The following is a 26835-nucleotide window of genomic DNA, read 5'->3' on the forward strand; positions in this document are numbered from 1 at the left end:
ATTCGTCAGTGGACCACGGACATACCCGAGGCCAACTGCATGACTTTTTCCTGGGTCGCATCCGCACGGTCCAGGGTGCCCATCAGTTCGCCTTCGTGCATCACCATCACCCGGTCGCTCATGCCCAACACTTCGGGCAGCTCGGAAGAAATCATGATCACCGCCATGCCTTCGCTGGCGAGGAAGGAAATCAAACGGTAGATCTCGGCCTTGGCACCGACGTCGATACCACGGGTCGGCTCATCCAGGATCAGCAGACGCGGGTTGGTCATCAGCCAGCGCGCCAGCAAGGCTTTCTGCTGGTTGCCGCCGGACAAGGTGTCGATGCACTGCTCCAGGGATGGAGTTTTTACCCGTAGTTTCTTGCACATGTCTTCGCACAGGACGCGCAGGGCTTTCTGCTGGATAAACCCGTTGCCCGAATAGTGCGGCAGTACCGCCATTTCCATGTTTTCCAGGACCGACAGGCACGGGAACAGGCCACTGAGCTTGCGGTCTTCGGTCAGCAGCGCAAAGCCATGTTCAATGGCCATATGCGGATCGCTGATGCGCAGCGCCTTGCCGTCGAGTTCAATCTGCCCGCCGTCGCTTGGGGTGATGCCGAAGATGGTTTCCGCCACGTTGGTGCGGCCCGAGCCCATCAGCCCGGCGATGCCGAGAATCTCGCCGGCATGCAGGTCGAACGACACGCCTTTGAACACGCCGTCCAGGCGCAGGTCGCGCACCGACAGCAGCAGCTCGCCGATGGGCGTCTCGCGCACCGGGAACAACTGGCTCAGCTCGCGGCCGACCATCATCGAAATCAGGCTGTCGCTGTTCATGCTGTCGGCGCGTTGCAGGCCGATGTACTGGCCGTCACGGAATACCGCCACTTCATCGGCGATGGCGAACACTTCATTCATTTTATGCGTGATGTAGACGATGCCTTTGCCCTGGGACTTGAGGTCGGCAATGATCGAAAACAGGTGGGCCACTTCCTTCTCGGTAATGGCTGAAGTCGGTTCATCCATGATCAGGATGTCGGAATCGTAAGACACGGCCTTGGCAATCTCGACCATCTGCCGCTCGGCGATGCTCAGGTTGCCCACGTGTTCTTCCGGGTCCAGGTTGATGCGCAAGCGCGCCAGTAACTCGGCGGTGCAGCGGTGCATTTCGCGGTGGTTGACCATGTGCAGGCTGTTGAGCTGCTCGCGGCCGATCCAGATATTTTCGGCGATGCTCATATGCGGCATCAGGTTGAGTTCCTGGTGGATCATTGCGATCCCAGCCTTTTGCGCCGCCAGCGGCGTTTCAAACACGATTGGCTTGCCGCGCAGGCGAATTTCGCCGGCATCGGGCTGGTAGATGCCGGCGATGATTTTCATCAGCGTCGACTTGCCCGCACCGTTTTCACCCATCAGCGCCAGCACGGTGCCGGGGCGTACACGCAGCTGCACGTCGGCCAGGGCCACGACGCCGGGAAAGCCTTTGCTGATGTTGACGATTTCCAGCAGGTAGGGTTCGTCCAGCGGTAACGGCTGGGTACCGGGGGCTGCGAGACAGCGGCATGAGCGAGCATAGGGAGGTACTCCATCGGCAGGGCGGGCACGACCGCCCTGCCGGCTTATTGTTGTTATGTCAGGGCTACTTGAAGTCTTTGACGTTGTCCGGGGTGATCAGCTGGAACGGGATCACCACGTTCTGCTCGATGGGCTCGTTCCTGGCCATCTTGCGCGCCGTCTCCACCGACTTGTCCGCCTGCCCCTTGGCATCCTGGAAGGCCGACACCGTCATGTCACCCTTGGTGATCGCGTTCAGGCCATCCGGCGTACCGTCGACACCGGCGATCAACACACCTTTCTTGCCGGCCGATTTCAGGGCCATGGATGCACCAATAGCCATCTCGTCATTGTTGGCCAGCACCGCATCAAAATCGCGGCCTTGGGTCAGCCAGTCGTTGACCAGGGTCATGCCCTTGTCACGCAGCCAGATACCGGTCTGCTCCTGCTCGATCTTGATGCCCGGGTACTTGGTCAACACTTCCTTCACACCCTTGGTGCGGTTAGTGGTGGAGTTGTTCGCCAGGTCACCCAGCAGAATCACGATGTTGCCCTTGCCGCCGAGTTTTTCAGCGATGTATTGCATTTGCAGCTTGCCGGCCTCGACGTCATCGGACACCACCGCCGCGACGCCTGGGGCCAGGGTCGGGCTGTCTGGGCGACGGTTGACGAACACCAGCGGGATTTTCGCGGCGGTGGCGGCCTTGATGATGTTGGCCGTCGAGGCGGTGTCCACCGGGTTGACGATGATCGCGTCGACTTTCTGGCTGATAAAGTTCTCGACCTGGCTCAACTGCTTGACCACGTCGGCGCGGGCGTCTTCGAACTGCAACTGCACACCGTCGCCCTTGGGGTAGGACTTGGCTTGCTTGTCCATGTCTTCGCGCAGGTAGGTCAGGAAGGTGTCATCGAAGGCGGACATACTCACGCCTATCTTGAGGTCGGCAGCCGAGGCGACACCGCTGGCGAGCAGCATGGACAGGGCCAGCGCGGTAAAACGGATCGGGGTCTTCATGAACGGTCTGTCTCCAATTTCTTGTTGGTTTTGTTGGACGTTGCGTTGATCAGAGCGAGGACGACGGCAGTCGGACAATCGGAGCACCTGGGATACAGCAGACCAGGGCGCCCTTGTTTTCGACGCACAGCACATTAAGGAAGGAGAAGTAAAACGGCCGGGCGCGGGGCAGGCCGCGTGGCGCTTGGGCAGGGCGTAAAACTCGCAGTACAGCGTTGAAGATTTTCATCTGACGGTACCTGGTTGTTTTTGATCTTGTTTTTGTTGAGTCGCCCGAATCAGGTTCGAGACGTACTTTATGCAACCTGGAAAAGACTTTATTGGAAAATAATTTCCATATCAACCTGTTTTAGAATTTTATTCTATTTTTGTTGAAACCACCTGTTGGCGCTCGGCGCTCAGGCGTGCGGCGTCCAATATACGGGTGGTTTCCAGCGCATCATAGGCGTCTACCGGCAACGGCCCCTGCCCTTGCACGGCGGCTTGCAACTGGGAATAGAACTGGGTCCAGCACCCTTTCTCCGAGGGGACGCGCTCGCGCTCCGGGCCTTGTTCGAACCAGCCCCAGCGCCGGTGCTCCTCGGCGCCCCAGTGCTCGCCTTCGGTCTTTGGGGACTTGCCGGCCATCAGCGCCTCTTCCTGGCCGTCCAGCCCTTCGACGGTATAACAGCCCAACGTGCCGTTAACCCGAAAACGCGGGGCCTGGCTGTTTTGCAGCGCACTGCCCCACACATGGGAAATGACCCCGTTGGCGTGGGTCAGGCAGACAAAAAAGCCGTGATCGAGGCTGGGATGCTCAGGGCTGAACTGCAACTGGGCGAATACCCGGTCCACCGGGCCGAACAGTTGCAGCGCCTGATCCACCAGGTGGCTGCCCAGGTCACGCAACCAGCCGCCGCCACTGGCGTTGCCCACCGCCTGCGGGCTGTAGCGCTCGACGCGGGATTCGAAACGAGTGATTTGACCCAGGGCGCCGGCGTCGATCAGCTTGCGCAGGGTCAGGTAATCCGAGTCCCAGCGCCGGTTCTGGTAAACGCTCAGCAGCACGCCCTGGCGTTCGGCTGCGGTGATCAGCGCCTGGGCCTGTTCGGCATTGCTGGCAAAGGGTTTGTCGCTGACCACCGCCACGCCATGCTCGATGGCTTCCAGCACCAGCGCCGGGCGGCCCTTGAGGGTGGTGGAGATGACCAGCGCGTCGACGCCGGCTTCGACGATCTGGCCAATCGTGTCGTAGGCTTGAATACCTGGGAGATCGGTGGCCAGCTGTTGGCGACGTTCGGGGGAACGGGTCACCACGCCGACAAAGGTCGCGCCGGGCAAGGTTGCAATCAGCGGCGCATGAAAAAAGCGCCCTCCGTGGCCGTAGCCGACTAGTCCGATTCGCATGATTCACTCCTTCTTTAAAGTGCAAACCCAATCAAATATGGGAGCTGGCTTGCCAGCTCCCACCTTGACCGTGTTTCGTCAGTGGAACTGTGATCAGCCGTAGAACCGCGGACGCTCCGGCAACTTCACCTGCACAATCTGCTCACTGCCCTGCGCTTCAATACACGCATCCGCCGCCACCGCCGCCGCAAACCCGTCCCACGCCGACGGCCCGCCGACTTGCCCGGCGCGCACACTGTCGATAAACGCCTGCAACTCCACGTCGTACGCACCAATAAAACGATCCTTCCAATCCATCAGGATCGCGTTGGACAGCTTCGCGCCACTGCGCAATTGCACCTGGGACGGTTCCGGCAGCTTGGCGATACCGGTCTCCCCCACCACTTCGCACTGGATGTCGTAGCCGTACTGGCAATTCACGAACACCTCCACATCGATCCGCGTGCCCTTGGCGGTTTCCAGCAACACAATCTGCGGGTCACGCAGATGGGCCAGGGCTTTGCTGGTCTTGCGCGGGAACACCACCTGCACGGACACGTAATCGTCATTGAGCAGCCAACGCAGCACGTCCAGCTCGTGGATCAAGGTGTCGGTGATCGCCATGTCGGTGTTGTAGTTCTCGCCCACCGTGGGGTTGCGGTGCGCGCAATGCAGCATCAACGGCTCGCCGATCTGGCCGCTGTCGATCACCGCTTTTAGGGCGCGATAGCCTTCGTCGTACGGGCGCATAAAGCCCACTTGCACCAGACGCTTGCCGTAGGCCACTTCGGCGTCGACAATCTTGCGGCAGCCTTCGGCCGTCACTGCCAGGGGTTTTTCGCAAAACACCGGCTTGCCGGCGGCGATGGCGGCGAGCACGAACTCTTCGTGGCTCGGGCCCCAGGAGGTCACGAGCACCGCCTCGACCTGCGGCGAGTTGATCAGCGCGTGCCCGTCCGAGTACACCTCGGCGTCCAGCTTCAAATCGGCGACAACCTTGGCGGCTTGCTCAAGGTTGATGTCGGTCACCGCCACCACCTGGCTATTGAGCAAGGTCTGGCTGCAACGACGAATGTGGTCACGGCCAATGGCGCCCGTTCCGATAACACCCAGCTTCAAAGACATACAAACACTCCTCTTGTTATTAGTACTGCCGGGCTTTCGCCAGCTGTTCATTGAGTTTTTTCGCCGCTGCATTCGTGCGCTCGCTGGTGGACACCTGCGCCACGCCCACCCGCCACCACGACAGGTAGCCGTGGACCATGGTCTTGGGCAGCACCTTGATATCGATCAGGGTCGAAACGGTTTGCGTGCGCGCATCCGCCAGGGCCGCTTCCAGCTGTTCCACGGTGCTCACCTTGTAGGTCTTGCAGCCATACGCCGCCGCGCTCATGGCGAAATCCACCGGCACCAGTCCGCCGTCGAGCTTGCCGCTCTCGGGGTTGCGGTAGCGAAACTCGGTGCCGAAGCTGTCCATGCCGTTGCCGATCTGCAGGTTGTTGATACAACCGAAGGCCATGTTGTCGAGCAGCACCACGTTGATCTTGCGCCGCTCCTGGATCGAGGTGGCCAGCTCCGAATGCAACATCATGTAGGAGCCGTCACCCACCAGGGCGTAGACCTCCCGGGTCGGCTCGGCCAGTTTCACGCCAAGGGCCGCATTGATCTCATAGCCCATGCACGAATAGCCGTACTCCACGTGATAGGTGTTGACGCCCTTGCTGCGCCACGCGCGTTGCAAGTCACCCGGCAGGCTGCCGGCGGCGGCGACGATAATCGCATCATCGGCCAGGGTCTGGTTGAGCACGCCGAGCACGCGGCTTTGGGTGAGGCATGAGCCCGTCAGCTCGATAAATTCGCGCAGTACGCCACGGTCCAGAAGGTCATCGACCTCAGGCACAAAGTCGTCGCCCTGATACTCCACCTGATGCACGCGATCCACTTCCGCGTCCAACCGGGCCTTGGCGTCGCGCACCTGCTCGCCCCAGCCTGCGCGGTAGTCGCCGAGCGCATCGGCCAGTGCTTCAAGGGCAACTTTTGCGTCGGCCAGCACTTGCACACCGTCGAGTTTCAAGGCGTCGCAGGGGCTGATATTGAGGTTGAGAAACTTCACCTCGGCATGTTTGAACAGCGATTTGGACGAGGTGGTGAAGTCGGTATAACGCGTGCCGATGCCGATGATCAGATCCGCCTCGGGCGCCAGCAGGTTGGCGGCCAGGCAGCCGGTCTCGCCAATACCGCCCACATTCAACGCGTGGCTGGACACCACCGCACTCTTGCCCGCCTGGGTTTCGGCGAACGGAATATCAAAGCGCTCGGCAAACGCTTGCAACGCCGCATTCGCGCCGGAGTACTTTACGCCGCCGCCACAGATGATCAGCGGTTTGCGCTTGCCCCTGAAGGCCGCCAACGCGTCGCCGATCATTGCGCTGGTCGCCGGCCGACGTTCAATACGGTGCACGCGCTTTTGCAGGAAATAATCCGGATAGTCCCAGGCTTCAGCCTGCACATCCTGAGGCAGCGCCAGGGTCACCGCGCCGGTTTCCGCCGGGTCGGTCAGCACGCGCATGGCGTGGATCGCAGCGCTCATCAACTGCTCAGGGCGATTGATGCGGTCCCAGTATTTGCTCACCGAACGGAAGGCATCGTTGGTGCTGATGCTCAGGTCATGGAACTGTTCGATTTGCTGCAACACCGGGTCGGGCTGGCGACTGGCATACACATCGCCAGGCAGTAACAGCAACGGGATACGGTTGGCCGTGGCAGTCGCGGCAGCGGTCAGCATATTGGCCGCGCCCGGGCCGACCGAGGCGGTGCACGCATAGATCTTGCGGCGCAGGTGCTGCTTGGCAAAACCGATGGCCGCGTGGGCCATGCCCTGTTCGTTACGGCCCTGATGCACCACCAGGTCGCCGCTGTCCTGCTCCAGTGCCTGGCCCAGGCCCAGTACATTGCCGTGACCAAAAATCGTGAACACCCCGGCGACAAACTTGCTCTGCACGCCATCGACTTCGATGTATTGGTTATCCAGGAACTTCACCAGGGCCTGGGCCATGGTCAATCGTGTTGTGGTCATGTTCGCACCTTGTATGAATGCAAATCTGTCGATCAACAGTGATCCAGTGTGGGAGCGGGCTTGCTCGCGAATGCGGTGTGTCAGATACAGAATCTTTAACTGAACCACCGTATTCGCGAGCAAGCCCGCTCCCACACTTTGGCCCGCGTCAGGTCCGGGGGTTTTGTAAGTGGGCGATACTTGCCCCGATCGCCTGCTGGATATCCGCCAGTTCATGCACGCTCTCGGCAAACGGCTCAAATGACAGATAGCCGCCGTAACCGCTGCTGAGCAAGGTGTCGATCTGCGCCGCATTGCCAAGGATATCGCCCTCGCCTACCAGCACACGGTGGCCGTCGCGAATCGAATTGAGCGGCGCCTCGGCATCTTCCACACCCGAGATATGCACCAGCCCGGTCAGTTCCGGGAAGAACTCATGTTCGTTGGCCAGGTGGTGGTGGAAGGTGTCGTGCACCACGCGGAACACATCCAGGCCACCGATGGACTGGATCGCGTCCACCGCCACGCGCTTGCGGCGCAGAGCCGATTCTTCGAAGCCGAGGGGTTCGACGAACCCGAGAATCCCATGCTCGCGCAGGATCGGCGCCAGCTCGCTCAACGCTGTGCGTAAACCGGCGGCGCGCTGGGCGTCGTTGCGCGTGTCGCCGGGTTCGTTGAGCGGGCACATCACCAGGCCCTGCGCGCCGCATTCGCGGGCATAGGTGGCCAGCGTGATTGCCTGGGCGCGGCGTTCGTCGTTCCACACGTCAAAGGGGTACAGCGCGTTGATCGACAGCACCGTAATGCCCTGCGCCGCGCACAATTGACGCACGTGGCTGGCCGGGGTGCCGTATTCGATTTCCCTGTTCTTGAGGTCGTTGCGGATCTCGATGGCATCGCACTTGAGCGCGGCCGCCAACTGGATGAAATCCGGCAGGGACAAGTTGGGCGCGACCATGCGGTTAAGGGCAAAACGTAGGGGCGACTTCATTATTGTTGTTCTCCGTCCAAACCGGTTAAAGGTCCAGCAGCCAGGCGTGCTGCGGGTCGTTATGGAAGTGCCAGGCGCGCTTGGGGCCGGCCATCACGTTCAGGTAATAGGACTCGTAACCGTAGGGCACGCTGACCGGGTGGTACCCCTTGGGCACCACCACCAGGTCGCTGTTCTCCACGGCCATGGCCTGGTCGATGCTGCGATCGTCGGTGTACACGCGCTGGAATACAAAGCCCTGGGGCGGGTTGATCTGGTGGTAATACGTCTCTTCGAGGAAGCTCTGGTGCGGCAGGTCATCGGTGTCGTGCTTGTGCGGCGGGTAGCTCGACGAATGCCCGGACGGCGTGCGCACTTCCACTACCAGCAGCGAATGGGCCGGGTCGCTGTCGGGCAGGATGTCGCACACATAGCGGGTATTGGCGCCCTTGCCGCGCACGCTGCGTTTGCAGTGCTCGGGGCGGATCAGGCGTGGCGCGTAACCCGGCGCACCCGGTGCGGCGCAGACCGCGATCTGGACGTCGCTCAACGCGGTGACCTGCGCGTCGGTGCCGGGCGGCAGGTACGCGGCGAACGGGGATTTGTCCTCGAACACCGACTGCCGGTCTCCCAGGTTCTGCCAGTTGAAACCCTCGCCTTCGATAGTCACGCGGCCGCTGAGCAGCACCAGGCACAACTCCTGATCGCCTGCGGTGACCGGCAGCGTTTCTCCCAGGCTCAGGCGGTAGGCGGCAAAGCCCACGTACTCCAGACGCCCTTCTTCCAGGGCAACCATGGTTTGCCCGCGTTTACTGCTTTTGACCAGCAAGCTCATTTCTGAGTCCTCTCGTTGAGAAGTGCCCGCAAGGTGTCATAGCCCTTTTTCGCATAGATATAGCTGGGCGCCACCGCCGGGTCCTGCTCGGCTTCGACCACCAGCCAGCCCTCGTAGTTTGCCGCCAGCAGCACATCGAGCAATTCGGCAAAGTCGATATCACCGTCTCCAGGCACGGTGAACGTGCCGTTGACGATGCAATCGGGGAAGCTCCACATCTGGTTGCGTGCCAGTTGCACCACCGCCTTGCGCACATCCTTGAAGTGCACGTGGCAGATGCGCTCGATGTGTTTGCGCAGCACCTCAAGGGGTTCGCCACCGCCCATATAGCAGTGGCCCGAATCGAACAGCAGGCCGACTTCCGGCCCCGTTCGGCGCATCAGTTGGTCAATGTCTTCCGGGGATTCGACGTAGGCGCCCATATGGTGGTGGTAGGCCAGACGCACGCCCTGGGAGAGCGTGAAGCGCGCCAGTTCGGTGAGTTTGTCAGCGTAGTCCTGCCAGGCCTGTTCGCTGTGGAAACGCGGGCGTTCGATCAGACGGATGCGCGAGCCTTGGATCGAATCGGCCACCTCGCCGTACACCAGCACCGTCGCGCCATTCTGTTTGAGCAACTCGACATGTCCAGCGATGGCTTCGATTTCTTCGGCCACCGAACGCCGGGCCAGGCGGCTGGAGTACCAGCCGGACACCAGGTCCAGCGCGTAGGGGCGCAGCACATCGCCGACGCCTTTGGCGTCCTTGGGGAATTTGCCGTTGAGTTCAAAACCTTCGTAGCCGATTTCCTTGCCTTCGCTGAGGGCGGTGCTCAAGGGCGTTTCACCGCCCAGGGCCGGCAAGTCGTCGTTGCTCCAGGAGATCGGGTTGATGCCAATTCGGATTGCGGGCATGGCTGCACCTTTTATTGTTTTTCAAAGTTGCATGAGATCTGCTTTATGTGGGAGCGGGCTTGCCTGCGATGGCATCCACTCGGTGTAGCTGATGGACCGAGTCGCCTGCATCGCAGGCAAGCCAGCTCCCACATTGGGTTGCATTTCAAATAGGGGGCAGTGTTCAGCCTCTGGAACTGCGCCAGGCGTTGATCAGCTGTTCAAAGGTGGCCTGCACCTGCTCAATCAGCGTTTCATCATCAATCTCCCCCGCCATCCACGCCCGGCTCGGTTCCTGGAAGATCGTGCGGCCCACGGCAAACCCACGGCAGGTGGTGCTCTGGCTGGCTTGCTGGAAGCCATCGGCCAAAAACTCGGCGGAGGCATTCAGGCCCAGCAGCACCACGCCACGGCAGTACGGGTCGCGCTCCTGGATCAGTTCATCAAGCTTTTTCCAGTCCTCGGCCGACTGCGCCTCGATTTTCCACCACGCCGGGTAGATCCCCAGGTTGTAGAGCCGCTTGAGGCTGCGGTGGAGCACGTCCGGGTAGGTCGACGGATGATCCTTGGGCGGGATGACTTCCAGCAGCAGCTCATGCCCGCTGACCAGGGAAGCCTCGTACACCGCCTTGAGTTGCGCTTCCTGTTCCAGGCGCAGCAACGGCTCATCGTCAGGATGAAATTGCACCAGGCATTTGATGATTTGCTCCTGCGGCCAGGCGATCAGGTTGCTGCCGACCGAGCGGCCGTGCTCAAACGCCAGCGGCCGCGAGTTCTGCACTTCCACCGGGCGTGCGATCCACCAACCACGACCGCTGGCGGCGTTGAGCGCGTCCTGGCCAAAGCGTTGGTCGGCCAACAGGCCCACATCGGCCTCGACGCCCTGCTCGGCGAGCTTGCGCTCAACGCGTTCGATGGCCTGGATAAACAGCTGCTTGATATCACTGATGCGGCTCAGGTCCTGGCCGCCGCGTTGGGCCAGGTCCACCAGTTGCCAGCGGTGGTCGAAGGCAAAGACGAACAGCTGCTTCCAGGCCTTGCGCGGCACAGTGACACGGTGCAGGCGTTGCAAGGTTACATCCTGATCCGGGCGGGTAATCGGCACCGGGCTGTTGAACAGGTAATCCAGCTCGGCGCGGGTCGGCATCGCCGGTGCACAGGCGTGACGGGACACCACCAGCCCGCCGCAGGCATTGGCCAACTGGCTGCAGCGCTCATCGCTGGCGTCGTCCAGCCAGCCACTGAGAAAGCCCGACATAAAGGCATCGCCGGCGCCCAGCACATTCAGCACCTCAACCCGCACGCCAGGGTAGATCGCGCCGTCTTCCAGGCGCGCAGGAATCGCGCCGTGGATCACCGTGCAGCCTTGCGGGCCGAGTTTGACCACCAGGGTCGCCGGGGTCAGCTCACGCACGGTGCGCAGCGCGGTGAGCAAATCTTCACTGCCGCCGGCAATCAAAAACTCTTCTTCGGTGCCGACAATCAGGTCGAAGCGCGGCAGGATTTTCTGCACGTGCTGGCTCACATTCTGGTCGGCGACAAACCGCGTTTCGCCATCAGCCTTGCCCGCCAGGCCCCACAGCACCGGGCGATAATCGATATCCAGCACGCGCTTGACGTTGTGCTTGGCCGCGTAGTCCAGCGCCTGGATGCTGGCCTTGTACACGCCATCGGTGGAGAAATGCGTGCCGGTGATCAGCAAGGCTTTGCTGGAGGCGATAAAGGCTTCGCTGACGTCTTCGGCGCGCAGCGCCATGTCGGCGCAGTTTTCGCGGTAGAACACCAGAGGGAAGGTTTCGCGGTCTTTGAGCCCGAGCAACACCAGGGCGGTGAGGCGCTCCGGGTCGACCTTGATGCCGCTGACATCGCAGCCTTCGCGGGCCAGGGATTCCACCAGGAAGCGACCCATATGGTCGTCCCCTACCCGGCTCAACATCGCCGAACGCAGCCCCAGCCGCGCAGTGCCGAAGGCGATGTTGGCGGAGGAACCGCCGAGGTATTTGGCAAAGCTGGACACGTCCTCAAGCCGCGCACCTACTTGTTGTGCGTAGAGGTCGACGCCCAGGCGCCCGAGGCAAATCAGATCCAATTGACGCCCACTGGCAAAACGAGTCTGGCCCATGCTGGCTCCTGTTATTTTTATCAGCCTGCGTGGTGCCGCCGTGGTGACGGCACACGCTCTTGGTGAATGCAGACTAGAACGTTCAGCGGCCCCAATCAATATTTATTCCATAATTATTTTCAGTGGAATATTTTTTCCAATAAGCCTGCATAATGGCACACCAGTCCCCGTGCATCGTTTCAGCAGGTCACGGCGGCCGTGATGCCGGGGTATTTTTTTGCGCCTACCCTGTAGACTTGCGCCACCCATCAGCGCATCAGAAGAACACGCCAGAAGGATTGCCCATGTCCCGCACCGATCCCGAGACCACCCTGGAAGACACGCTCGCCAGCCCTGCGATCAATGCCGAACGTCTGTTGCAGCTGATTACCGACGAATACGAGAGCCTGCCACGCCAGCTCAAGCGCATCGCCAGCTATATGAGCCAGCAGAGCGACCGGATCATGGTGGATCGCATCAGCGATATCGCGCGCGAATGCGAAGTGCACCCCTCGGCCATCGTGCGGTTTTCCCAGCGTTTCGGGTTCAGCGGGTTCAGTGAGATGCAGGCGCTGTTTCGCGAGGCCTACACCCACAAGACCACACCGGTGCAGAACTACCAGCAACGCATCCGCAGCATGATCGCCAACAAGTCGCAGAAGGCCAGCGGCGGCGACCTGGCGCGTGAGTGCGTGAATGCCACGCTGTCCGGCATCGAGCGCCTGGGGCTGGAGCTGGATGACGCGGCCTTTGAAAAAGCCGTGGACCTGGTGGTCAACGCCGACAATATCTACGTGGTCGGCGTGCGTCGCTCGTTTGCGGTGGCCGATTACCTGGTCTACAACCTGCAGCACACCAACAAGCGCATTCACCTGATCTCGGGCCTGGGCGGTAGTTATCGCGAACAGATGCGCAGTGTGCGGGCCAATGACCTGGTGATTGCCATCAGCTTTACGCCCTATGGCAAAGAGACCCAGCATTGCCTGCGGATTGCCCAGCATCATCAGGCCAAGACCCTGATCATCACCGACAGCAACCTCTCACCGCTGGCCAAGCGGGCAAACGCGGTGCTGCTGGTGAATGAAGGCTCCTCGTTTGCCTTCCGCTCGTTGAGCGCCACCTTGTGCCTGTGCCAGGCGTTGTTTATTGCCGTGGCGTACCGGTTGGAATTGAAGGTGGATGAGATTCACGAGCAGGTCGGGTTTGATGACTGACGTGACACTGAAAATCTTGTGAGAGCGGGCCCGCTCCCACATTTTGCTCAGCGTTTGGTATTAAGGTGTGCGTCAAGCGGCTATCAACAATTGCCTGAGCACCCGACCATGGAAGCGGATCTGCGCCAGGGTCAAGGCGGTGTAGCCAATGATCACCGCCGGCGGCAGTTCAGCGTCAAGGCAGAACTTGCCCAAAGGCTGCAACGTCAACCCGACGGCGGCGGCACGCGTGCAGAAATCCTGCTCGGCGACACCTGCAGGTAACCACAACACAAAATGCAGCCCAGCCTGCTGACCGCTGACCACGCAGTTATCCGGCAGGCAGGCGAGCAACGCATCACGGCGCGCCTGATACGCCTGGCGCGACGCACGCAGATGCCGCACAAACGCCCCGCTGCCGAGGAATTCCACCAACCCCAGTTGATCGGTCGCGCCCACCGAATGCCCGGTAAGTTGCAGGGTTCGCAACAACGCCGGGCGCAGCGTTTTGGGCACCACCATGAAGCCCACGCGCAGGCCTGGGAACAGGTTCTTGTTAAAGCTGCCGCAGTAGATCACCCGGTCGCCGGAATCCAGGGATTTAAGCGCGGCCAGGGGCGCGCTGTTGTAGTTGTACTCGCTGTCATAGTCATCTTCGACCACCCACGCGTCGGCGCGGGCAGCCCAATCCAGCAGGGCCAAACGGCGCGACACCGACAGGGTCATGCCCAGCGGCGCCTGGTGCGCCGGCGTCACGTAGGCCAGGCACGCCGTGTCGGGCAACCGGGCGGTGTCGAGACCTTCGGCGGTGACCGGGACCGCCAGCACCCGCGCACCCGCCAGGCTGAACAGGCGGCGCGCCGGGGTATAACCGGGGTCTTCGACGCACGCCGTGTCGCCGGCTTTAAGCAGCGTGCGGGCGATCAGGTCAAGTGCATGGCGGATGCCGGTGGTGACGATCACTTCATCCGCTTCGCACTGCATGCCGCGATAACTGCGCAGGTAATCCGCGATCTGTTCGCGCAAGGCCGGCAGCCCGGCCGGGTGGGCGGCCTCCAGCACGCCCGGGCCCAACTGCAGCAGCCCACGGGAAATGCAACGCGCCCAGGCTTTGAGGTCGAACAGGCTGGCATCCGGGCGTCGCGCCACGAAGGGCACATGGCTTTGCACGCCGGTGTCGGGCTGATCCGGCACGGCCAGGCGCCGCACGCTGTCGCGGGCGGTCGGGGCCGCAATGAATTGCTCGGGGATCACCGCGCACACCCGCGTGCCGGAGCCCGCCAGCCGCTGCACATAACCCTCGCTATGCAAACGCTCATACGCCGCTTCGAGGGTGCCACGGGACACCAACCAACGCTCGGCCAGGCTGCGGGTCGACGGCAAACGGCTGCCCGCCGGCAATTGCCGGTTCAGGATGGCGGCGCGCAAAGCGTCGTAGGCCGCCTGTTGCTTACCGGCGTCCAGCGTATCGGGGCGCGGCAGGTCCAGGGTGGAAGCGGCTTTTCCTCGGCTCATAGTGGTCCAGTGGTTAAGGGCATAAGTGGCCCTGAGGATTAAACCACAAAGCCGCTAGAGTTCGAACTCTACCCCTTGCCAAGAAGCGACCCATGACTCAACGCGCCCTCTCCTCCTGGTTCTGGCTGGTGCTGCTGACCGTGCTGATCGGCCTGCCGCGTATCACCCTGGACATGCACCTGCCGGCCCTGCCCGCCATGGCCGACTACTTCCACACCAGCGACAGCCAGCTGCAACTGACACTGACGCTGTACACCCTCGGCTCGGCGATTTCGCTGCTGGTCAGCGGCCCGCTGACCGATCGCTTCGGCAGGCGCCCGATTTTACTGACGGGGTTGTTTTTGTACGTAGCCGCAACCGTGGCCTGCGCCTTGGCCGACAGCATCGGCGTGCTGATCGTCGCACGGCTGTTTCAGGCCCTGGGCGGTTGCTGCACCACGGTGATCGGCCGCGTGATCGTGCGCGACTACTTCGACCGCCATGAACAGGCGCGACTGCTGGGTTTGATCTCGATGGCCATGGCCGTGTCGCCGATGGCCGCACCGGTGCTGGGCAGCCTGATGTTGCCCTTCGTCAACTGGCGCGGCTTGTTTGTGTTGCTCGCAGTGATCGGCGCGCTGTTGTACCTGGTCGTGTATCGGCGCCTGCCGGAAACCCGGCCGCCGCAAGTGGCTGCGGCGCCGCCAGGCAACCTGCTGCGCCTGTACGGGCAGTTGCTGCGCGACCGCTATTTCCTGCGCTACTCCCTGGCGATCGGCTGCGTGTACAGCACCTATTTTCCGTTTATCAGTGAGTCGTCGGCGCTGCTGCAACGCGGCTTCCACCTGTCGGCCACGGCGTATGCGCTGGTGTTCGCGGCCACCATCAGCGGCTACATGCTCGGCGCCAACCTGTTCCGCAGGTGGGTGTTGCGGTTCGAGCCGGATCGTTTGATCAGCGCCGCGATTGCGCTCAACGTACTGGGCAGCGTCATCCTCGCTATCGCCACCACGGCATTGCCCGGGCAATGGCTGGCGATTGTGCTGCCGATGGTGGTGATCATGGTGTCGGTGGGGATGGTAATTCCGGCGTGCCAACTGTCAGTGCTGCAGCCTTACGGCGCAATTGCCGGGACCGCCTCGGGGCTGTTCTTTTTCACCCAGATGTTCCTCACGGCCGTTAGCAGTTGGGCCACCGGGCTGTTGTCCGACGGTACATCGCAGCCGCTGACTATCATGACCGCCGTCGCCACGGTTTTGCTGGTCATCAGTTGGCTGGCATTGCGCCAAACCAAATGTGGGAGCGGGCTTGCCCGCGAAAGCGCTGTGTCAGCCAGCTCGTAATTCGCTGACAGACCGCCTTCGCGAGCAAGCCCGCTCCCACAGGGAACCGAGCCAGGCTCAGTTTAGTGCATGAAGATCGCGATCAGGATGATCACAGGAATAGGCACACCAAGGAACCAAAGCAGTAATGAGCGCATGACGTTCTCCTTTTAATTAACGGACAAAATGTTCGGTTTCGACATACACCACCGCATCCCGACGACGACCGCCGAAGGTGGCCGCGAAGCTGGCGAAGAACGCGCCGATCAGCAGCGCGACAAACATCCACAGCGCAGTCCAGGCAGCGACTTTGGCGGCAGTGTCAGCGGCTTGTTTGGCTTTGAGCTTGGCGTCCTCGATGGCTTTACGGGCATCGCCGTAGACCTTGTCGATACGCGCCTCGGCGTCGGCCTGGCTGAGGTTGGTGCGCTGGCTGATCAACTGGGCCAGGTAGGCACGGTCTTCAGCGGCGAGCTGCCCGTCATTGCTAAGGGTGCGAGCGAAGATCCGGGCCACAACGCCGTGGACCGCATCATCGCTGACCGCGGCTGGGCGGTCGTCGCGGAACAGGCTGTCAACGTAATAACCGAAGTCCTCGCTGTTGGCGCCTTTGGCCGCACTGCCTGCCGCCTGGCTCATGCCGCTGACGGCACCGGAGGCCACGCTGGCACCCGCTTGCACGCCGCCGCTGACCACGCTGCTGACCGAACCGACCACCAGGGTCGCCGTCACCAGTGTCGCCACGGCCCACGCCAGGAAACCATGGGCGGTGTCGCGAAAGTACACCTCATCGCCGTGCATATTCGCCCATTTCACGCGCAACCGTCCGGCGATGTAACCGCCCAGCCCGGACGCGACGATCTGGGTAAATGCCAGCCAGATAATCGTGGAAATGCCAAGCCCCTTGGCGCTGATCCCGCTGTCGGCCCACGGCGACACCGCCGAAAAACCCAGGCCGAAGCCCAGCAACACCAGAATCAGGGACAGTGCCGCCGCCGCAGCGGCCCCGGCAAATATCGCCCCCCAGGAAACCCCGGAGAGCGTGCTCGACTCTTGAAGCGTGGATGAGGATGTGATCATTGTTGTTTTGCTCCCGGCAGGAAAAATAGTGTTACAACTCTCAAAAGGGACAGTGCAGGCAGCGTGCCAGCCCGGCTCAAATTTAAAATCCTTATATTTCATATAGTTAAGTAATTTGAACTTACTTGAACCATGCAAGTTGCAAGAAATGACCGGAGCGAGCGGGCGTTATGCAATCTCTCGACGAACACCGCGCAGGTGGGAGCTGGCTTGCCTGCGATAGCGTCGTACCAGCCCAGGCACTTGCAACGGATACACCGCCATCGCAGGCAAGCCAGCTCCCACAGGAAACCCAAGGGGCTTATGAAATTTGTGTCAGTTTTGCCAACATGAAGTTTAATTTAGGAAGCGTTCAGGCAAACCTTGGCAAAATGTGTCCACTTCTAGTGTGAATCGCTCACCAGGTAATCCTATGATCCGTATTTTGACCATCGAGGATGACGCCGTAACAGCCCGTGAGATCGTCGCCGAGCTGAGTAGCCATGGACTGGATGTAGACTGGGTGGACAACGGCCGCGAAGGCCTGGTCCGTGCCGTGAGTGGGGATTACGACCTGATCACCCTCGACCGCATGCTCCCGGAACTCGATGGCCTGGCCATCGTGACGACCCTGCGCACCATCGGTGTGTCGACGCCGATCCTGATGATCAGCGCCCTCTCCGATGTGGACGAGCGCGTACGCGGCCTGCGGGCCGGCGGTGACGACTACCTCACCAAGCCGTTCGCTTCCGACGAAATGGCGGCCCGCGTCGAAGTGCTGCTGCGGCGCAAAAGCACGGTCAAGGAATTCGAAACCGCGTTGCGGGTGGCCGACCTCGAACTGAACCTGATCAGCCGCGAAGCCAGCCGCGCCGAACAGCCGCTGAGCCTGCTGCCCACCGAATACAAACTGTTGGAATTCCTGATGCGCAACACCGGGCAGATCCTCTCGCGGATGATGATCTTCGAAGAGGTATGGGGTTATCACTTCGACCCGGGCACCAACCTGATCGATGTGCACATCGGCCGTCTGCGCAAGAAAATCGACCCACCGGGCCTCACGCCGCTGATCCGCACGGTACGAGGTTCCGGTTATGTCATTGCTGAACCCCTCTAAGGGCTGGCGTTCCTCCAGCAGCCGCTTGCTGGCGCTGTACAGCTCGCTGTTCGTGGCCTGGAGCTGCATCCTCATGGGGGTGCTGTACTACGAGGTTTCGGGTTACCTGGGCGACCTGTCGCGCCATTCGCTGATGCAGCGCCAGCACCTGTTCCAGCGCTTCGACGGCGAAGAACTGGTGGAGGCCCTGACCACCAGCATGACCTTCGACATGAAGGGCGTGGACGCCTACGGCCTGTTCGATGAGCAATTTCGCCCCTTGAGCGGGCCGATCCGTGCGGTGCCCCCTGACCTGCCGCTGGACGGCAAGATCCATGCGCTGGCCAATTGCGTCGACTCCGATGACCCCAAACTGCCCAAGGACAGCTGCGACGCCGTGGCCACCCACACCGACGACGGCCGCTGGCTGGTGCTGGTGCGCGCCAACGGTTCGTTATTTGGCGTGACGCGGATCATCTGGCACGCCCTGCTGTGGGCGCTGTCGCTGACGATTATCCCAGGCGCCGCCGGCTGGCATTTATTGCGGCGCCGCCCGCTGCGCCGCATCCGTGGGATCCAGGCCAGCGCCGAGGCCATCGTTGCCGGCGACCTGACTCACCGCTTGCCGCTGTCCAATCGACGCGACGAACTGGACATGCTCGCGGCCATCGTCAACGCCATGCTCGATCGCATCGAGAAGCTGATGAACGAGGTCAAGGGCGTGTGCGACAACATTGCCCACGACCTGCGCACCCCGCTCACCCGACTGCGGGCGCAGCTGTACCGCATCAAACAGGAGGCTGAAGAGGGTTCGGTCTACGCGGTGAAACTGGATGACGCGATTGCCGAAACCGACACGCTGATGGCGCGCTTTCGCGGGCTGTTGCGGATCTCGGAACTGGAGGACCACCAGCGTCGCTCGGGTTTCCTGGTGATGGACCCCTTGCCGCTGCTGCGCGAATTGCACGATTTCTACCTGCCGCTGGCGGAAGAAGGCGAGTTGCAGTTGCGCCTCGAAGTGCCCGACTCCCTGCCGTGGATCACCGGCGACCGTGCGCTGCTGTTCGAAGCCCTGGCCAACCTGCTGAGCAACTCGATCAAGTTCTCGCCACCCGGCGGTGAAGTGATTCTGCGGGCATCGAATGACGCTGGCAGCACGCGCATCGAGGTGCACGACTCCGGCCCGGGGATTCCCGCCGCAGAACGCGACGCCGTGTTCCAGCGCTTCTATCGCGTGGATGAAAGCGACCAGCAAGGCGGGTTCGGGTTGGGCTTGTCGATTGTGGCGGCGATCATCAACTTGCATGGGTTCAAGCTGGACGTGGGCAGCAGCGAGCAAGGCGGCGCACGGTTGATCCTGGAATGCCGCCAGCAACTGATGCCCAAATAGTCCAAACGCCACAAAAACCTGTGGGAGCTGGCTTGCCTGCGATGGCAATGTATCAGGCGACTTTTTCATTGCCTGACACTGCGCTATCGCAGGCAAGCCAGCTCCCACATGAGCCTAGCGCTGGCTCCTGGGTCAGGCCGGGAAGTTGGCCCGCAGCGCCTCAAGCCCGCCGCTGTACACACCGGCAAACAACTCTTGCACTGCCTGCTCCGTGGTGCCCACCGCCGGGGTGAACACACCGGACCAGGTCACCTTGGCCGACGACTCGCTCAGCGCTTCAACCTGCAACGTCGCCAGATACGCACTCACCGGAAACGGCGATTGCTCGATGGTGTAGCTGTAAGTACGGCCCACGTTATCGAAGCTCTGCAGACGCTCCACGATCACAGCACCGTCGGCGGTTTGCAGGTGACGCACGCGGCCGCCGTCGCTGGGCTCGCTCTTGACGATAAACGCCAGCCAATCCGGCAGGCTGTTGAAGCCGCCGACCAATTGCCAGACCTGATCGGCCGACACCGGGATTTCAATCACAGAAGACGCTGTTGCCACGATAAATACTCCAGAAGATAAAAAATTCAGATCGCCATGCTGTCGACAACACCACCATCGACTCGCAACGCGGCGCCCGTGGTTGCAGAAGACAGGGGTGAAGCAATGTACGCCACCAGGTTGGCCACTTCATCCACATTCGCGGCCCGCTGGATGATCGACGTGGGGCGCGCATTGCGCACAAACACATCGGCTTCATCCCGCGCACTGCGCCCGGACTTGGCGGTGGCGTCCTTGAGCATCTGCTCCAGGCCGTCGGTGAAGGTCGGCCCCGGCAAAATCGCATTGACGGTCACGCCGGTGCCGGCCAAACGCTTGGCCAGGCCGTGGGACACCGCCAGGTTGGCACTTTTGGTCACGCCATAGTTGATCATGTCCGCCGGCGTCGCCACTCCGGACTCCGACGACAGGAAAATCACCCGCCCCCAGCCCTGCTGCACCATACCCGGTGTGTAATGCCGCGCCAGGCGCACGCCGGAGATTACGTTGACCTCATAGAAGCGCGTCCATTCGCTGTCCGGCGCGTCGAAGAAATCCACATCGTTGAAGATGCCCAGGTTGTTGACCAGGATGTCGGCACGTGGTTCGGCGGCGAACAGCTTCTCGGCCCCCTCCGCGGTGCCAAGGTCCGCCACCAACCCGCGCAGGTCGGCGCCCGGCACCGCCTGGCGAATGCTCGCCAACGCCTCGTCGACCTTGCCCGCTTCACGCCCGATCACCACCACGGTGGCACCGGACTGCGCGAGGGCCTGGCTGATTCCCAGGCCGATACCGGCGGTGCTGCCGCTGACAATCGCTACTTTGCCGCTTACATCAATCTTCATCGCAAAATCCTCAGGTTAGAGCGGCAGGGGCGCGTGTGGCGAAATCAACTTCGCGTCGCGCAGGGCCTGCCAGAAGGCCGCCGGAATCTTCTCTGACAACGCGCCGGCGTCTTCGGCAATTCGCCCCGGACGACTGGCACCCGGAATCACTGCGGCCACGGCCGGGTGGGCCAGGGAAAACTGCAATGCCGCGGCTTTTACGCTGACCCCGAATGCCTGGGCAATCGCCTTGATCTGCTCGACCTTGCCGATGATCGCCGGGCTGGCTGGTTGGTACTCAAAATGCGCCCCACCGGCCAGGATGCCCGAACTGTAAGGGCCGCCGACCACGATCTCGACGTTCTGCGCCAGCGCCGCATCCATCAGGCGTTGCAGGGCGCGCTCGTGGTCCAGCAGCGTGTAGCGGCCGGCCAGCAGAAAACCGTCGGGCTGGGCTTCGCTCAGGTCCAAAGTCAGCTCGCAAGGCTCGACGCGGTTCACGCCCAGGCCCCAGGCCTTGATCACGCCTTCTTCGCGCAAGCGGGTCAGCACCTTGAATGCGCCGGTGCGGGCCTGGTTGAAGTATTCCAGCCACTGGTCGCCGTAAAAATCCTGGGCGATGTCGTGAATCCACACGATGTCCAGGCGATCGGTTTGCAGGCGCTGCAGGCTGTCTTCGATGGAGCGCAAAGTGGCATCGGCGCTGTAGTCGTTGACCATCTTGTTTGGGCGCCCGTGTTCGAACACACCGCTTTTTTCGCCGAGATCGCGGGGGCGTTCCTCGACTTCATCGAGAATCAGCCGGCCGACTTTGGTGCTGAGCACAAAGTCATCGCGCTTGTACCGGGACAGGGCCTGGCCCAGACGGATTTCCGACAGGCCCGAGCCGTAGAACGGTGCAGTGTCGAAATAACGCACGCCCTGGTTCCAGGCGGCTTCGACGGTGGCCTGGGCTTCGTCCTCGGGAATGGCGCGGAACATATTGCCCAAGGGTGCGGTGCCGAAGCCCAGTACACCCGGCAGTTTGTCTTTCAAGCTCATGGTTGGATCCTCAATCGGTTCAGGGTCGCGGTGACCGTTGGGTAGATCCTAGATTGCCTAGATCGGACCGTCCAAGACATACTGCGACCAACTTAAGTCTCATCAGGTCTAACCATGATCGATCTCCGCCAACTGCGCTACTTCGAAGTGGTCGCCGAAGAACAACACGTCGGCCGCGCTGCCGAGCGCCTGCATATCTCCCAATCGCCGTTGAGCCGGCAGATTGCCCAGCTCGAAGAGCGCCTGGGCCTGACCCTGTTCGAACGCAGCCAGCAGCGCATCCGCCTGACCCGCGATGGCCAGACCTTTCTTGCCGAAACCAAGGCGCTGCTGACCCACGCCAACCGCCTGGAATCCCTGGGCAAGCGCCTGGGCCGGGGCGAAGAAGGCGGCCTGTGCATCGGCTATATCGAGAACGCCATGCATGCCGGCGTGTTGCCGAATGCCTTGCGTGTATTGCGCGACGAGCGCCCTACCGTGCACATCAAGCTGTACAACCTGCCGTCCCTGGAGCAACTCGAAGGCTTGCGCCAGCGCAGCCTGGACATTGCCCTGGTCGGCGAACCACCGGCCGCCGACGATCCGGACCTGAGCGCATTGCAAGTGCTGGACGACCCGATGCTACTGGCCCTGCCCGAGCACCATCCGCTGGCGCAACAGCGTGAGTTACTGCCCGAACACCTGGCCGAACAGCAATGGATCGGCGTGCAACGCAAACCCGGCGCCCGCCCCGCCGATGACTTTGTCGCCGCCTGTATCCGCGCCGGTTTCACCCCGCACATCCCCATGGAAGCCGGCGAGCCGTTTACCGCATTGGGCCTGGTGGCGTCGGGGCTGGGCGTGGCAATGGTGCAAAAGGGCCTGAGCCGCAATGCACCGCCCGGCGTGGTATTGCGCGAACTGCCGTGGCTGACCTACACCACGCCGCTGTGGGCGGCATGGCATCGCATCAACCTGCGGCCCTTGGTGGAAACCTTCAGGAAGGTGCTGACCGAGCCTGCTCACGCCCGTTGAGGCGCGCCGAAATACCGCTGGAGTTGACGAAAATCGCGATACCGATAAACACCAGCCCAATCGCCACCCCCTGCCCCAGGCTCAGGTGCTCACCCAGAAACACATACGAGGTGAGCAACCCCGAGACCGGCACCATCAGCGACAACGGTGCCACGATCGACGCCGGGTATTTCTTCATCAGGTTGTTCCACACGCGGTAGCCCACGAGGGTGGTGATATAGCACTGGAACACAATCGAAAACGCCGCGCCCCAGGTCAGGTCCGCCACCAGCCTCTGCAAAGGCCCGACGCCCTCGAAGCGCAAGGTCATCAGCAACAGGATCGGAATCGAAAACAGGCTCGACCAGACGATAAAAGCCACCATATCCTCCGGTTTGTTGACCTTGACGATCAGGTTGCACAACGACCACGACAACGCCGCCACTAACACCAGCAAAATGCCCAGCGTGGTCGAGGGTTTGTCCGACAAGTGCAGGATCATGAACAACCCCAGCGCAGAAAACAGCATCCCCGCGCCGTGAATGCGGCTGATCGGCTCGTTCAGAAACAAGCGGCTCATGATGATGGTGAAAAACGCACTGAACTGCAGGAACACCGAAGACATCCCGGCCGACAAGCCGTTGTGCATCGCCACATTCACCACGCCCCACAGCCCTGCGCCAAACAGCACCCCATACGCCGCCAGCGTGGCATAGCTGACGCCCCTTGGCTTGGGGATAAACAGCACCAGCGGCACTGCGCAGAAGGTGAACCGCAACAGCGTCAGCAGAGTCGGATCAAGGGACTGCAGGCCCAGGCCGATCACTGAAAAGTTGGCGCCCCAGATAACCGTTACGCCAAGGCCGGCGAGTAGATCGGTTTTGCTCAAGTGCATCACGCGCCCCTTACGCCAGTGTCTTCGGCTGCATGCCGTAATAGACGAAGTTGTCGAAGTCTTCGTGGCGATAGGTGTCGTGGCGCTCGTAGTAGTTGTACACCACCGACAGCTTCTGTTCGGTCTCGGTGGGCTCGCTGTGATGCAGGGTCTTGCGACCTTGCATGATCAACAGCGAACCTTTGGAGGCGAAGATTCGGCGGTGCTCGATCCAGGGTTTTTCCTGGCTGGGATGGCAGCGCTCGACCTGCATGCACAGCGGCGCTTCCACGTTGGTGGTGAGAAACAACAGCACGGTAATCCCGTTGGTGTCGTAATGCAGCCCAAGAGTGCCGCCCCCGGGCGGGTAGGCCTTGATATTGATATCCGAGAGCGGGTACGGCGACACCACCGTGTCGGTGTGGGTGATCAGGCTGACCAGCGGCACCAGGCTGTGGTAGATCGCGGTCAGTTCCGGCAGATGGCGGCGGATAGCGTCGCCCTTGAAGATGTGGTGGTTGTAGGCGCCTCCCAGGTCCGAAACGGCATCGGTGCCCAGGCCCTGGTGCTTGACCAAGTCTACCCCCTGCGCATCGATAATGCGGTTGACCCGAGCCGCCAGCGCGTCACACAGGTCCTGCGGAATAAGCCCGCCGATGACCGTTGCAAGGTTGTAGAAGTAGTCGTGCCGGTGTTGATTAACGTTAAACATATGCATCCTCCCTGGACAAAATCTGTGCGGGGCGGAATTTACGTAAAGATCGCTAACTCGGTAACTAACCGTACGGTCAGTAGTAAAACCGCGCAAAAGGTGTCTGCGAAAAGGCACTTCGCCCCTTCGACAGCACACCCTGCACGGTTAAACGGAAGGTTTACTCAGAGTATTTCCCGTATCCGGTACCACAACATGCCCAACGCCAGCAGCGGCGAGCGCAAGGCCTTGCCGCCGGGAAACGTCATGTGCGGCACCTGACTGAAAATATCCAGGCCCTGGCTGGCGCCCGCGTGAATGCCTTCGGCCAGCAGCCGTGCGCACCAGTGGGTCACGTTCAGCCCATGCCCGGAATAGCCCTGGGCGTAGAACACGTTAGGGTATTGGCGCAGCCGGCCGACCTGCGGGAAGCGGTTGGCGGTGATGCCGATCTTGCCGCCCCACTGGAACTCGATAGCGGCGTTCGCCAGCTGCGGGAACACCTTGAGCAGCTTGGGCTGCATATACGCGGCAATGGCTTTCGGATCGCGCCCGGAGTAGTGGCAGGCACCGCCGAACAACAGGCGGCGGTCGGCGGAAAGTCGGTAGTAATCCAGGCCGACTTTTTGGTCGCACAGCGCCAGGTTCTGCGGGATCAGCTGGTTGGCCACGGCAACCGACAGCGGCTCGGTGGCGATGATGTAGCTGCCCGCCGGCAGCACTTTGCCGCTCAGGCGCGGCTCCAGTTCTTCAAGATGCGCATTGCAAGCCAGCACCAGATTGGCTGCACGCACGCTGCCGGTGGCGCAACGGATGTGCACCGTGTCGCCGTGGATCAGCTGCAGCACCTCGGTGTGTTCGAAGATCCGCACCCCAAGGCCCTCGGCCACCTGCGCCTCGCCCAGCACCAGGTTCAGCGGGTGCAGGTGGCCGGAGCCCATGTCCACCAGCCCACCGGCATACCGCGTGGAGTCGACCACCTGCTGCATGTCCTGCGGGCCCACCAGCCGGGTTTCATGCGCATAACCGCTGCGCACCAGGCGCTCCTGCTCGCCCTTGAACGCTGCGAACTGCGCCGGGGTGTTGGCCAACTCGCAAAAGCCCCAGCGCAGGTCGCAGTCGATGGCGTACTCATCAATGCGCTCGCCCACCAGCGCCACTGACTCGATGCCGGCACGCTCCAGGTAACGCACGCCCTCCTCGCCCACGTACTTGGCAAAGCCCGAGACGTCATGGCCGATACCCCGAATCAACTGCCCACCGTTGCGCCCGCTGGCGCCCCAGCCAATGCGCCGGGCCTCCAGCAGGATCACCGAGAGCCCGCGCTGGGCCAGCTCAATGGCGGTGTTGACCCCGGTAAAACCACCGCCGATCACACACACATCGGCCGTCAGGTCGGCGCCCAGCGACGGACGCTCAGGCATGGCATTGGCCGAGGCGCGGTAATAGGAGTTGGCGTGGTCGCTGGCCTGGATCATTTGTTGGTCTTCACTTTGCTCCAGGCGCGGGTCATCAGGCGCATGGTCGCCGGGGTGGGCGTGGTGGAAATATAGAGTTTGTCGAGCACGTCCTGCGGCGGGTACACCTCAGGGTTGTTCACCAGCTCCGGGTCCATAAACGCCTTGGCCGCCGGGTTGGCGTTGGCATAACCGACCGAGGCACTGACCTTGGCGATCACTTCAGGGTCGAGCAGGTAGTTGATAAAGGCGTGGGCTTCTTTCGGGTTGCCCGCATCGGCGGGAATCGCCAGCAAGTCGAACCACAGGTTGGAGCCTTCCTTGGGAATCGAGTAGGCAATGTTCACGCCGTTCTTGGCTTCCTTGGCGCGGTTGGCGGCCTGGAATACATCGCCGGAATAACCGAAGGCCACGCAGATATCGCCGTTGGCCAAATCCGAGATGTACTTGGAGGAATGGAAGTAGGTGATGTACGGGCGCAACGTCAGCAACTTGGCTTCGGCCTGTTTGTAGTCCTCGGGGTTCTCGCTGCGCGGGTCTTTGCCCATGTAATTGAGGATCGCCGGGAACAGCTCATCGGCCGAATCGAGGAAGGCCACGCCGCACTGGTTAAGCTTCTTGATGTTCTGCGGTTCGAACAGCACCGCCCACGAATCGATACGGTCGATGCCCAGCACCTGCTTGACCTTGTCGACGTTGTAGCCAATGCCGTTGGTGCCCCACAGGTACGGCACCGAGTGCGCATTGCCCGGGTCGTTTTTCTCCAGCAGCTTGAGCAGTTTGGGGTCGAGGTTCTTGAAGTTGGGCAACTGTGCGCGGTCCAGCTTGAGGAACGCGCCGGCTTTCACCTGCCGTGCCAGGAAGTGGTTGGACGGCACCACCACGTCATACCCGGTGCGCCCCGCCAGCAACTTGCCCTCCAGGGTTTCGTTGGAGTCGAACACGTCGTAGATCGGCTTGATCCCGGTCTTGGCCTGGAAGTCGGCCAGGGTGGTCTCGCCGATATAGTCGGTCCAGTTATAGACGCTCACCGTTTGTGCCGCGTGGCTGGTGCTGCTGAAGGCGGCCACCAGGGCCAGCGGGAGAAGGTTTTTCACAAGACGCATATCGACACCCCTTTTAGTT

At 61.8% G+C, this 26835-nt stretch carries 24 protein-coding genes; 5 read left to right on the forward strand and 19 right to left on the reverse strand.

Translation table 11 applies throughout. From position 1 onward, the window contains the following. Positions 1-5: 5 nt before the first annotated feature. The 10 genes from LRS56_13645 to iolC form a co-directional block, all read right to left on the reverse strand. Positions 6-1508 (reverse strand): sugar ABC transporter ATP-binding protein, encoded by a 1503-nt coding sequence (locus tag LRS56_13645; protein WDU65746.1) that lies wholly within the window; start codon positions 1506-1508, stop codon positions 6-8. Between the two features lie 115 nt (positions 1509-1623). Further along, entirely contained in the window at positions 1624-2553 is a 930-nt protein-coding gene (locus LRS56_13650; protein WDU65387.1) for a sugar ABC transporter substrate-binding protein, read from the reverse strand. A 49-nt stretch (positions 2554-2602) separates the two neighbouring features. Further along, on the reverse strand, positions 2603-2782 hold the full coding sequence (locus LRS56_13655; protein WDU65388.1) for a hypothetical protein: 180 nt from the start codon (positions 2780-2782) through the stop codon (positions 2603-2605). Between the two features lie 128 nt (positions 2783-2910). Then, positions 2911-3939 carry a Gfo/Idh/MocA family oxidoreductase gene (locus LRS56_13660; protein ID WDU65389.1) on the reverse strand — a complete coding sequence of 343 codons (1029 nt, stop codon included), beginning with the start codon at positions 3937-3939 and terminating at the stop codon, positions 2911-2913. A gap of 93 nt (positions 3940-4032) precedes the next feature. Next, complete coding sequence (locus tag LRS56_13665) at positions 4033-5043, reverse strand: Gfo/Idh/MocA family oxidoreductase (GenBank protein WDU65390.1); 1011 nt, start codon at positions 5041-5043, stop codon at positions 4033-4035. Positions 5044-5062: 19 nt separating this feature from the next. Further along, positions 5063-6994 carry a 3D-(3,5/4)-trihydroxycyclohexane-1,2-dione acylhydrolase (decyclizing) gene (gene iolD / locus LRS56_13670; GenBank protein ID WDU65391.1) on the reverse strand — a complete coding sequence of 644 codons (1932 nt, stop codon included), beginning with the start codon at positions 6992-6994 and terminating at the stop codon, positions 5063-5065. 148 nt (positions 6995-7142) lie between these two features. Then, on the reverse strand, positions 7143-7964 hold the full coding sequence (locus LRS56_13675; GenBank protein WDU65392.1) for a TIM barrel protein: 822 nt from the start codon (positions 7962-7964) through the stop codon (positions 7143-7145). A gap of 25 nt (positions 7965-7989) precedes the next feature. Further along, on the reverse strand, positions 7990-8778 hold the full coding sequence (gene iolB / locus LRS56_13680; GenBank protein ID WDU65393.1) for a 5-deoxy-glucuronate isomerase: 789 nt from the start codon (positions 8776-8778) through the stop codon (positions 7990-7992). Beyond that, positions 8775-9668, reverse strand: a complete 894-nt coding sequence (gene iolE / locus LRS56_13685; GenBank protein ID WDU65394.1) for a myo-inosose-2 dehydratase — start codon at positions 9666-9668, stop codon at positions 8775-8777. The genes iolB and iolE overlap by 4 nt, the downstream gene beginning before the upstream one ends. A 163-nt stretch (positions 9669-9831) precedes the next feature. Next, positions 9832-11769, reverse strand: a complete 1938-nt coding sequence (gene iolC / locus LRS56_13690) for a 5-dehydro-2-deoxygluconokinase (protein ID WDU65395.1) — start codon at positions 11767-11769, stop codon at positions 9832-9834. Between the two features lie 284 nt (positions 11770-12053). Here iolC and LRS56_13695 point away from each other — a divergent pair, with 284 nt between their 5' ends. After that, positions 12054-12962 (forward strand): MurR/RpiR family transcriptional regulator, encoded by a 909-nt coding sequence (locus LRS56_13695; protein ID WDU65396.1) that lies wholly within the window; start codon positions 12054-12056, stop codon positions 12960-12962. 72 nt (positions 12963-13034) lie between these two features. Here the strand turns inward: LRS56_13695 and LRS56_13700 are convergent, their stop codons facing one another. Then, positions 13035-14456: a PLP-dependent aminotransferase family protein gene (locus tag LRS56_13700; protein ID WDU65397.1), complete on the reverse strand. Its 1422-nt coding sequence runs from the start codon at positions 14454-14456 to the stop codon at positions 13035-13037. A gap of 92 nt (positions 14457-14548) precedes the next feature. On the opposite strand from LRS56_13700, the gene LRS56_13705 reads away from it, so the two are divergent. Beyond that, positions 14549-15778, forward strand: a complete 1230-nt coding sequence (locus LRS56_13705) for a multidrug effflux MFS transporter (protein WDU65398.1) — start codon at positions 14549-14551, stop codon at positions 15776-15778. Between the two features lie 153 nt (positions 15779-15931). On the opposite strand, the gene LRS56_13710 is transcribed toward LRS56_13705, so the two are convergent. Next, positions 15932-16837, reverse strand: a complete 906-nt coding sequence (locus tag LRS56_13710; GenBank protein WDU65399.1) for a hypothetical protein — start codon at positions 16835-16837, stop codon at positions 15932-15934. 412 nt (positions 16838-17249) lie between these two features. On the opposite strand from LRS56_13710, the gene LRS56_13715 reads away from it, so the two are divergent. Next, positions 17250-17933, forward strand: coding sequence for a response regulator transcription factor (locus LRS56_13715; GenBank protein WDU65400.1), 684 nt, complete (start codon positions 17250-17252; stop codon positions 17931-17933). Then, on the forward strand, positions 17911-19302 hold the full coding sequence (locus LRS56_13720) for a HAMP domain-containing sensor histidine kinase (GenBank protein WDU65401.1): 1392 nt from the start codon (positions 17911-17913) through the stop codon (positions 19300-19302). The genes LRS56_13715 and LRS56_13720 overlap by 23 nt, the downstream gene beginning before the upstream one ends. 132 nt (positions 19303-19434) lie before the next feature. Here LRS56_13720 and LRS56_13725 read toward each other — a convergent pair whose 3' ends face one another. The 3 genes from LRS56_13725 to LRS56_13735 are packed head-to-tail and all read right to left on the reverse strand — an operon-like array spanning position 19435 to position 21695. After that, complete coding sequence (locus tag LRS56_13725) at positions 19435-19851, reverse strand: SRPBCC family protein (GenBank protein WDU65402.1); 417 nt, start codon at positions 19849-19851, stop codon at positions 19435-19437. Between the two features lie 26 nt (positions 19852-19877). After that, positions 19878-20675, reverse strand: coding sequence for an SDR family oxidoreductase (locus tag LRS56_13730; protein ID WDU65403.1), 798 nt, complete (start codon positions 20673-20675; stop codon positions 19878-19880). Positions 20676-20690: 15 nt separating this feature from the next. Then, a complete protein-coding gene (locus LRS56_13735) occupies positions 20691-21695 on the reverse strand; it encodes an aldo/keto reductase (GenBank protein WDU65404.1) in 1005 nt (334 codons plus the stop codon). 114 nt (positions 21696-21809) lie between these two features. Between LRS56_13735 and LRS56_13740 the strand changes: the two genes are divergently transcribed. Then, positions 21810-22709: a LysR substrate-binding domain-containing protein gene (locus LRS56_13740; GenBank protein WDU65405.1), complete on the forward strand. Its 900-nt coding sequence runs from the start codon at positions 21810-21812 to the stop codon at positions 22707-22709. On the opposite strand, the gene LRS56_13745 is transcribed toward LRS56_13740, so the two are convergent. The 4 genes from LRS56_13745 to LRS56_13760 form a co-directional block, all read right to left on the reverse strand. After that, positions 22672-23583 carry an EamA family transporter gene (locus LRS56_13745; GenBank protein WDU65406.1) on the reverse strand — a complete coding sequence of 304 codons (912 nt, stop codon included), beginning with the start codon at positions 23581-23583 and terminating at the stop codon, positions 22672-22674. The genes LRS56_13740 and LRS56_13745 overlap by 38 nt on opposite strands. Positions 23584-23593: 10 nt before the next feature. Then, positions 23594-24274 (reverse strand): hypothetical protein, encoded by a 681-nt coding sequence (locus LRS56_13750; protein WDU65407.1) that lies wholly within the window; start codon positions 24272-24274, stop codon positions 23594-23596. A 164-nt stretch (positions 24275-24438) separates the two neighbouring features. After that, positions 24439-25731, reverse strand: a complete 1293-nt coding sequence (locus LRS56_13755; protein ID WDU65408.1) for an FAD-binding oxidoreductase — start codon at positions 25729-25731, stop codon at positions 24439-24441. Further along, on the reverse strand, positions 25728-26816 hold the full coding sequence (locus tag LRS56_13760) for a polyamine ABC transporter substrate-binding protein (GenBank protein ID WDU65409.1): 1089 nt from the start codon (positions 26814-26816) through the stop codon (positions 25728-25730). Before LRS56_13760 ends, LRS56_13755 begins: the two co-directional genes overlap by 4 nt. Between the last annotated feature and the right edge of the window lie 19 nt (positions 26817-26835).

The sequence above is a fragment of the Pseudomonas poae genome (assembly GCA_028869255.1).
GTDB lineage: Bacteria > Pseudomonadota > Gammaproteobacteria > Pseudomonadales > Pseudomonadaceae > Aquipseudomonas > Aquipseudomonas poae_C.

Bases quoted from the DNA above. Each gene is read 5' to 3' on its own strand.
- LRS56_13710 (WDU65399.1), bottom strand. From the start codon at position 16,837: ATGATCACATCCTCATCCACGCTTCAAGAGTCGAGCACGCTCTCCGGG.
- LRS56_13750 (WDU65407.1), bottom strand. From the start codon at position 24,274: ATGTTTAACGTTAATCAACACCGGCACGACTACTTCTACAACCTTGCA.
- LRS56_13755 (WDU65408.1), bottom strand. From the start codon at position 25,731: ATGATCCAGGCCAGCGACCACGCCAACTCCTATTACCGCGCCTCGGCC.
- LRS56_13735 (WDU65404.1), bottom strand. From the start codon at position 21,695: ATGAGCTTGAAAGACAAACTGCCGGGTGTACTGGGCTTCGGCACCGCA.
- LRS56_13715 (WDU65400.1), top strand. From the start codon at position 17,250: ATGATCCGTATTTTGACCATCGAGGATGACGCCGTAACAGCCCGTGAG.
- iolB (WDU65393.1), bottom strand. From the start codon at position 8,778: ATGAGCTTGCTGGTCAAAAGCAGTAAACGCGGGCAAACCATGGTTGCC.
- LRS56_13650 (WDU65387.1), bottom strand. From the start codon at position 2,553: ATGAAGACCCCGATCCGTTTTACCGCGCTGGCCCTGTCCATGCTGCTC.
- iolE (WDU65394.1), bottom strand. From the start codon at position 9,668: ATGCCCGCAATCCGAATTGGCATCAACCCGATCTCCTGGAGCAACGAC.
- LRS56_13705 (WDU65398.1), top strand. From the start codon at position 14,549: ATGACTCAACGCGCCCTCTCCTCCTGGTTCTGGCTGGTGCTGCTGACC.
- LRS56_13660 (WDU65389.1), bottom strand. From the start codon at position 3,939: ATGCGAATCGGACTAGTCGGCTACGGCCACGGAGGGCGCTTTTTTCAT.
- LRS56_13695 (WDU65396.1), top strand. From the start codon at position 12,054: ATGTCCCGCACCGATCCCGAGACCACCCTGGAAGACACGCTCGCCAGC.
- LRS56_13665 (WDU65390.1), bottom strand. From the start codon at position 5,043: ATGTCTTTGAAGCTGGGTGTTATCGGAACGGGCGCCATTGGCCGTGAC.
- LRS56_13740 (WDU65405.1), top strand. From the start codon at position 21,810: ATGATCGATCTCCGCCAACTGCGCTACTTCGAAGTGGTCGCCGAAGAA.
- LRS56_13700 (WDU65397.1), bottom strand. From the start codon at position 14,456: ATGAGCCGAGGAAAAGCCGCTTCCACCCTGGACCTGCCGCGCCCCGAT.
- LRS56_13655 (WDU65388.1), bottom strand. From the start codon at position 2,782: ATGAAAATCTTCAACGCTGTACTGCGAGTTTTACGCCCTGCCCAAGCG.
- LRS56_13745 (WDU65406.1), bottom strand. From the start codon at position 23,583: ATGCACTTGAGCAAAACCGATCTACTCGCCGGCCTTGGCGTAACGGTT.
- LRS56_13675 (WDU65392.1), bottom strand. From the start codon at position 7,964: ATGAAGTCGCCCCTACGTTTTGCCCTTAACCGCATGGTCGCGCCCAAC.
- iolC (WDU65395.1), bottom strand. From the start codon at position 11,769: ATGGGCCAGACTCGTTTTGCCAGTGGGCGTCAATTGGATCTGATTTGC.
- LRS56_13760 (WDU65409.1), bottom strand. From the start codon at position 26,816: ATGCGTCTTGTGAAAAACCTTCTCCCGCTGGCCCTGGTGGCCGCCTTC.
- iolD (WDU65391.1), bottom strand. From the start codon at position 6,994: ATGACCACAACACGATTGACCATGGCCCAGGCCCTGGTGAAGTTCCTG.
- LRS56_13730 (WDU65403.1), bottom strand. From the start codon at position 20,675: ATGAAGATTGATGTAAGCGGCAAAGTAGCGATTGTCAGCGGCAGCACC.
- LRS56_13720 (WDU65401.1), top strand. From the start codon at position 17,911: ATGTCATTGCTGAACCCCTCTAAGGGCTGGCGTTCCTCCAGCAGCCGC.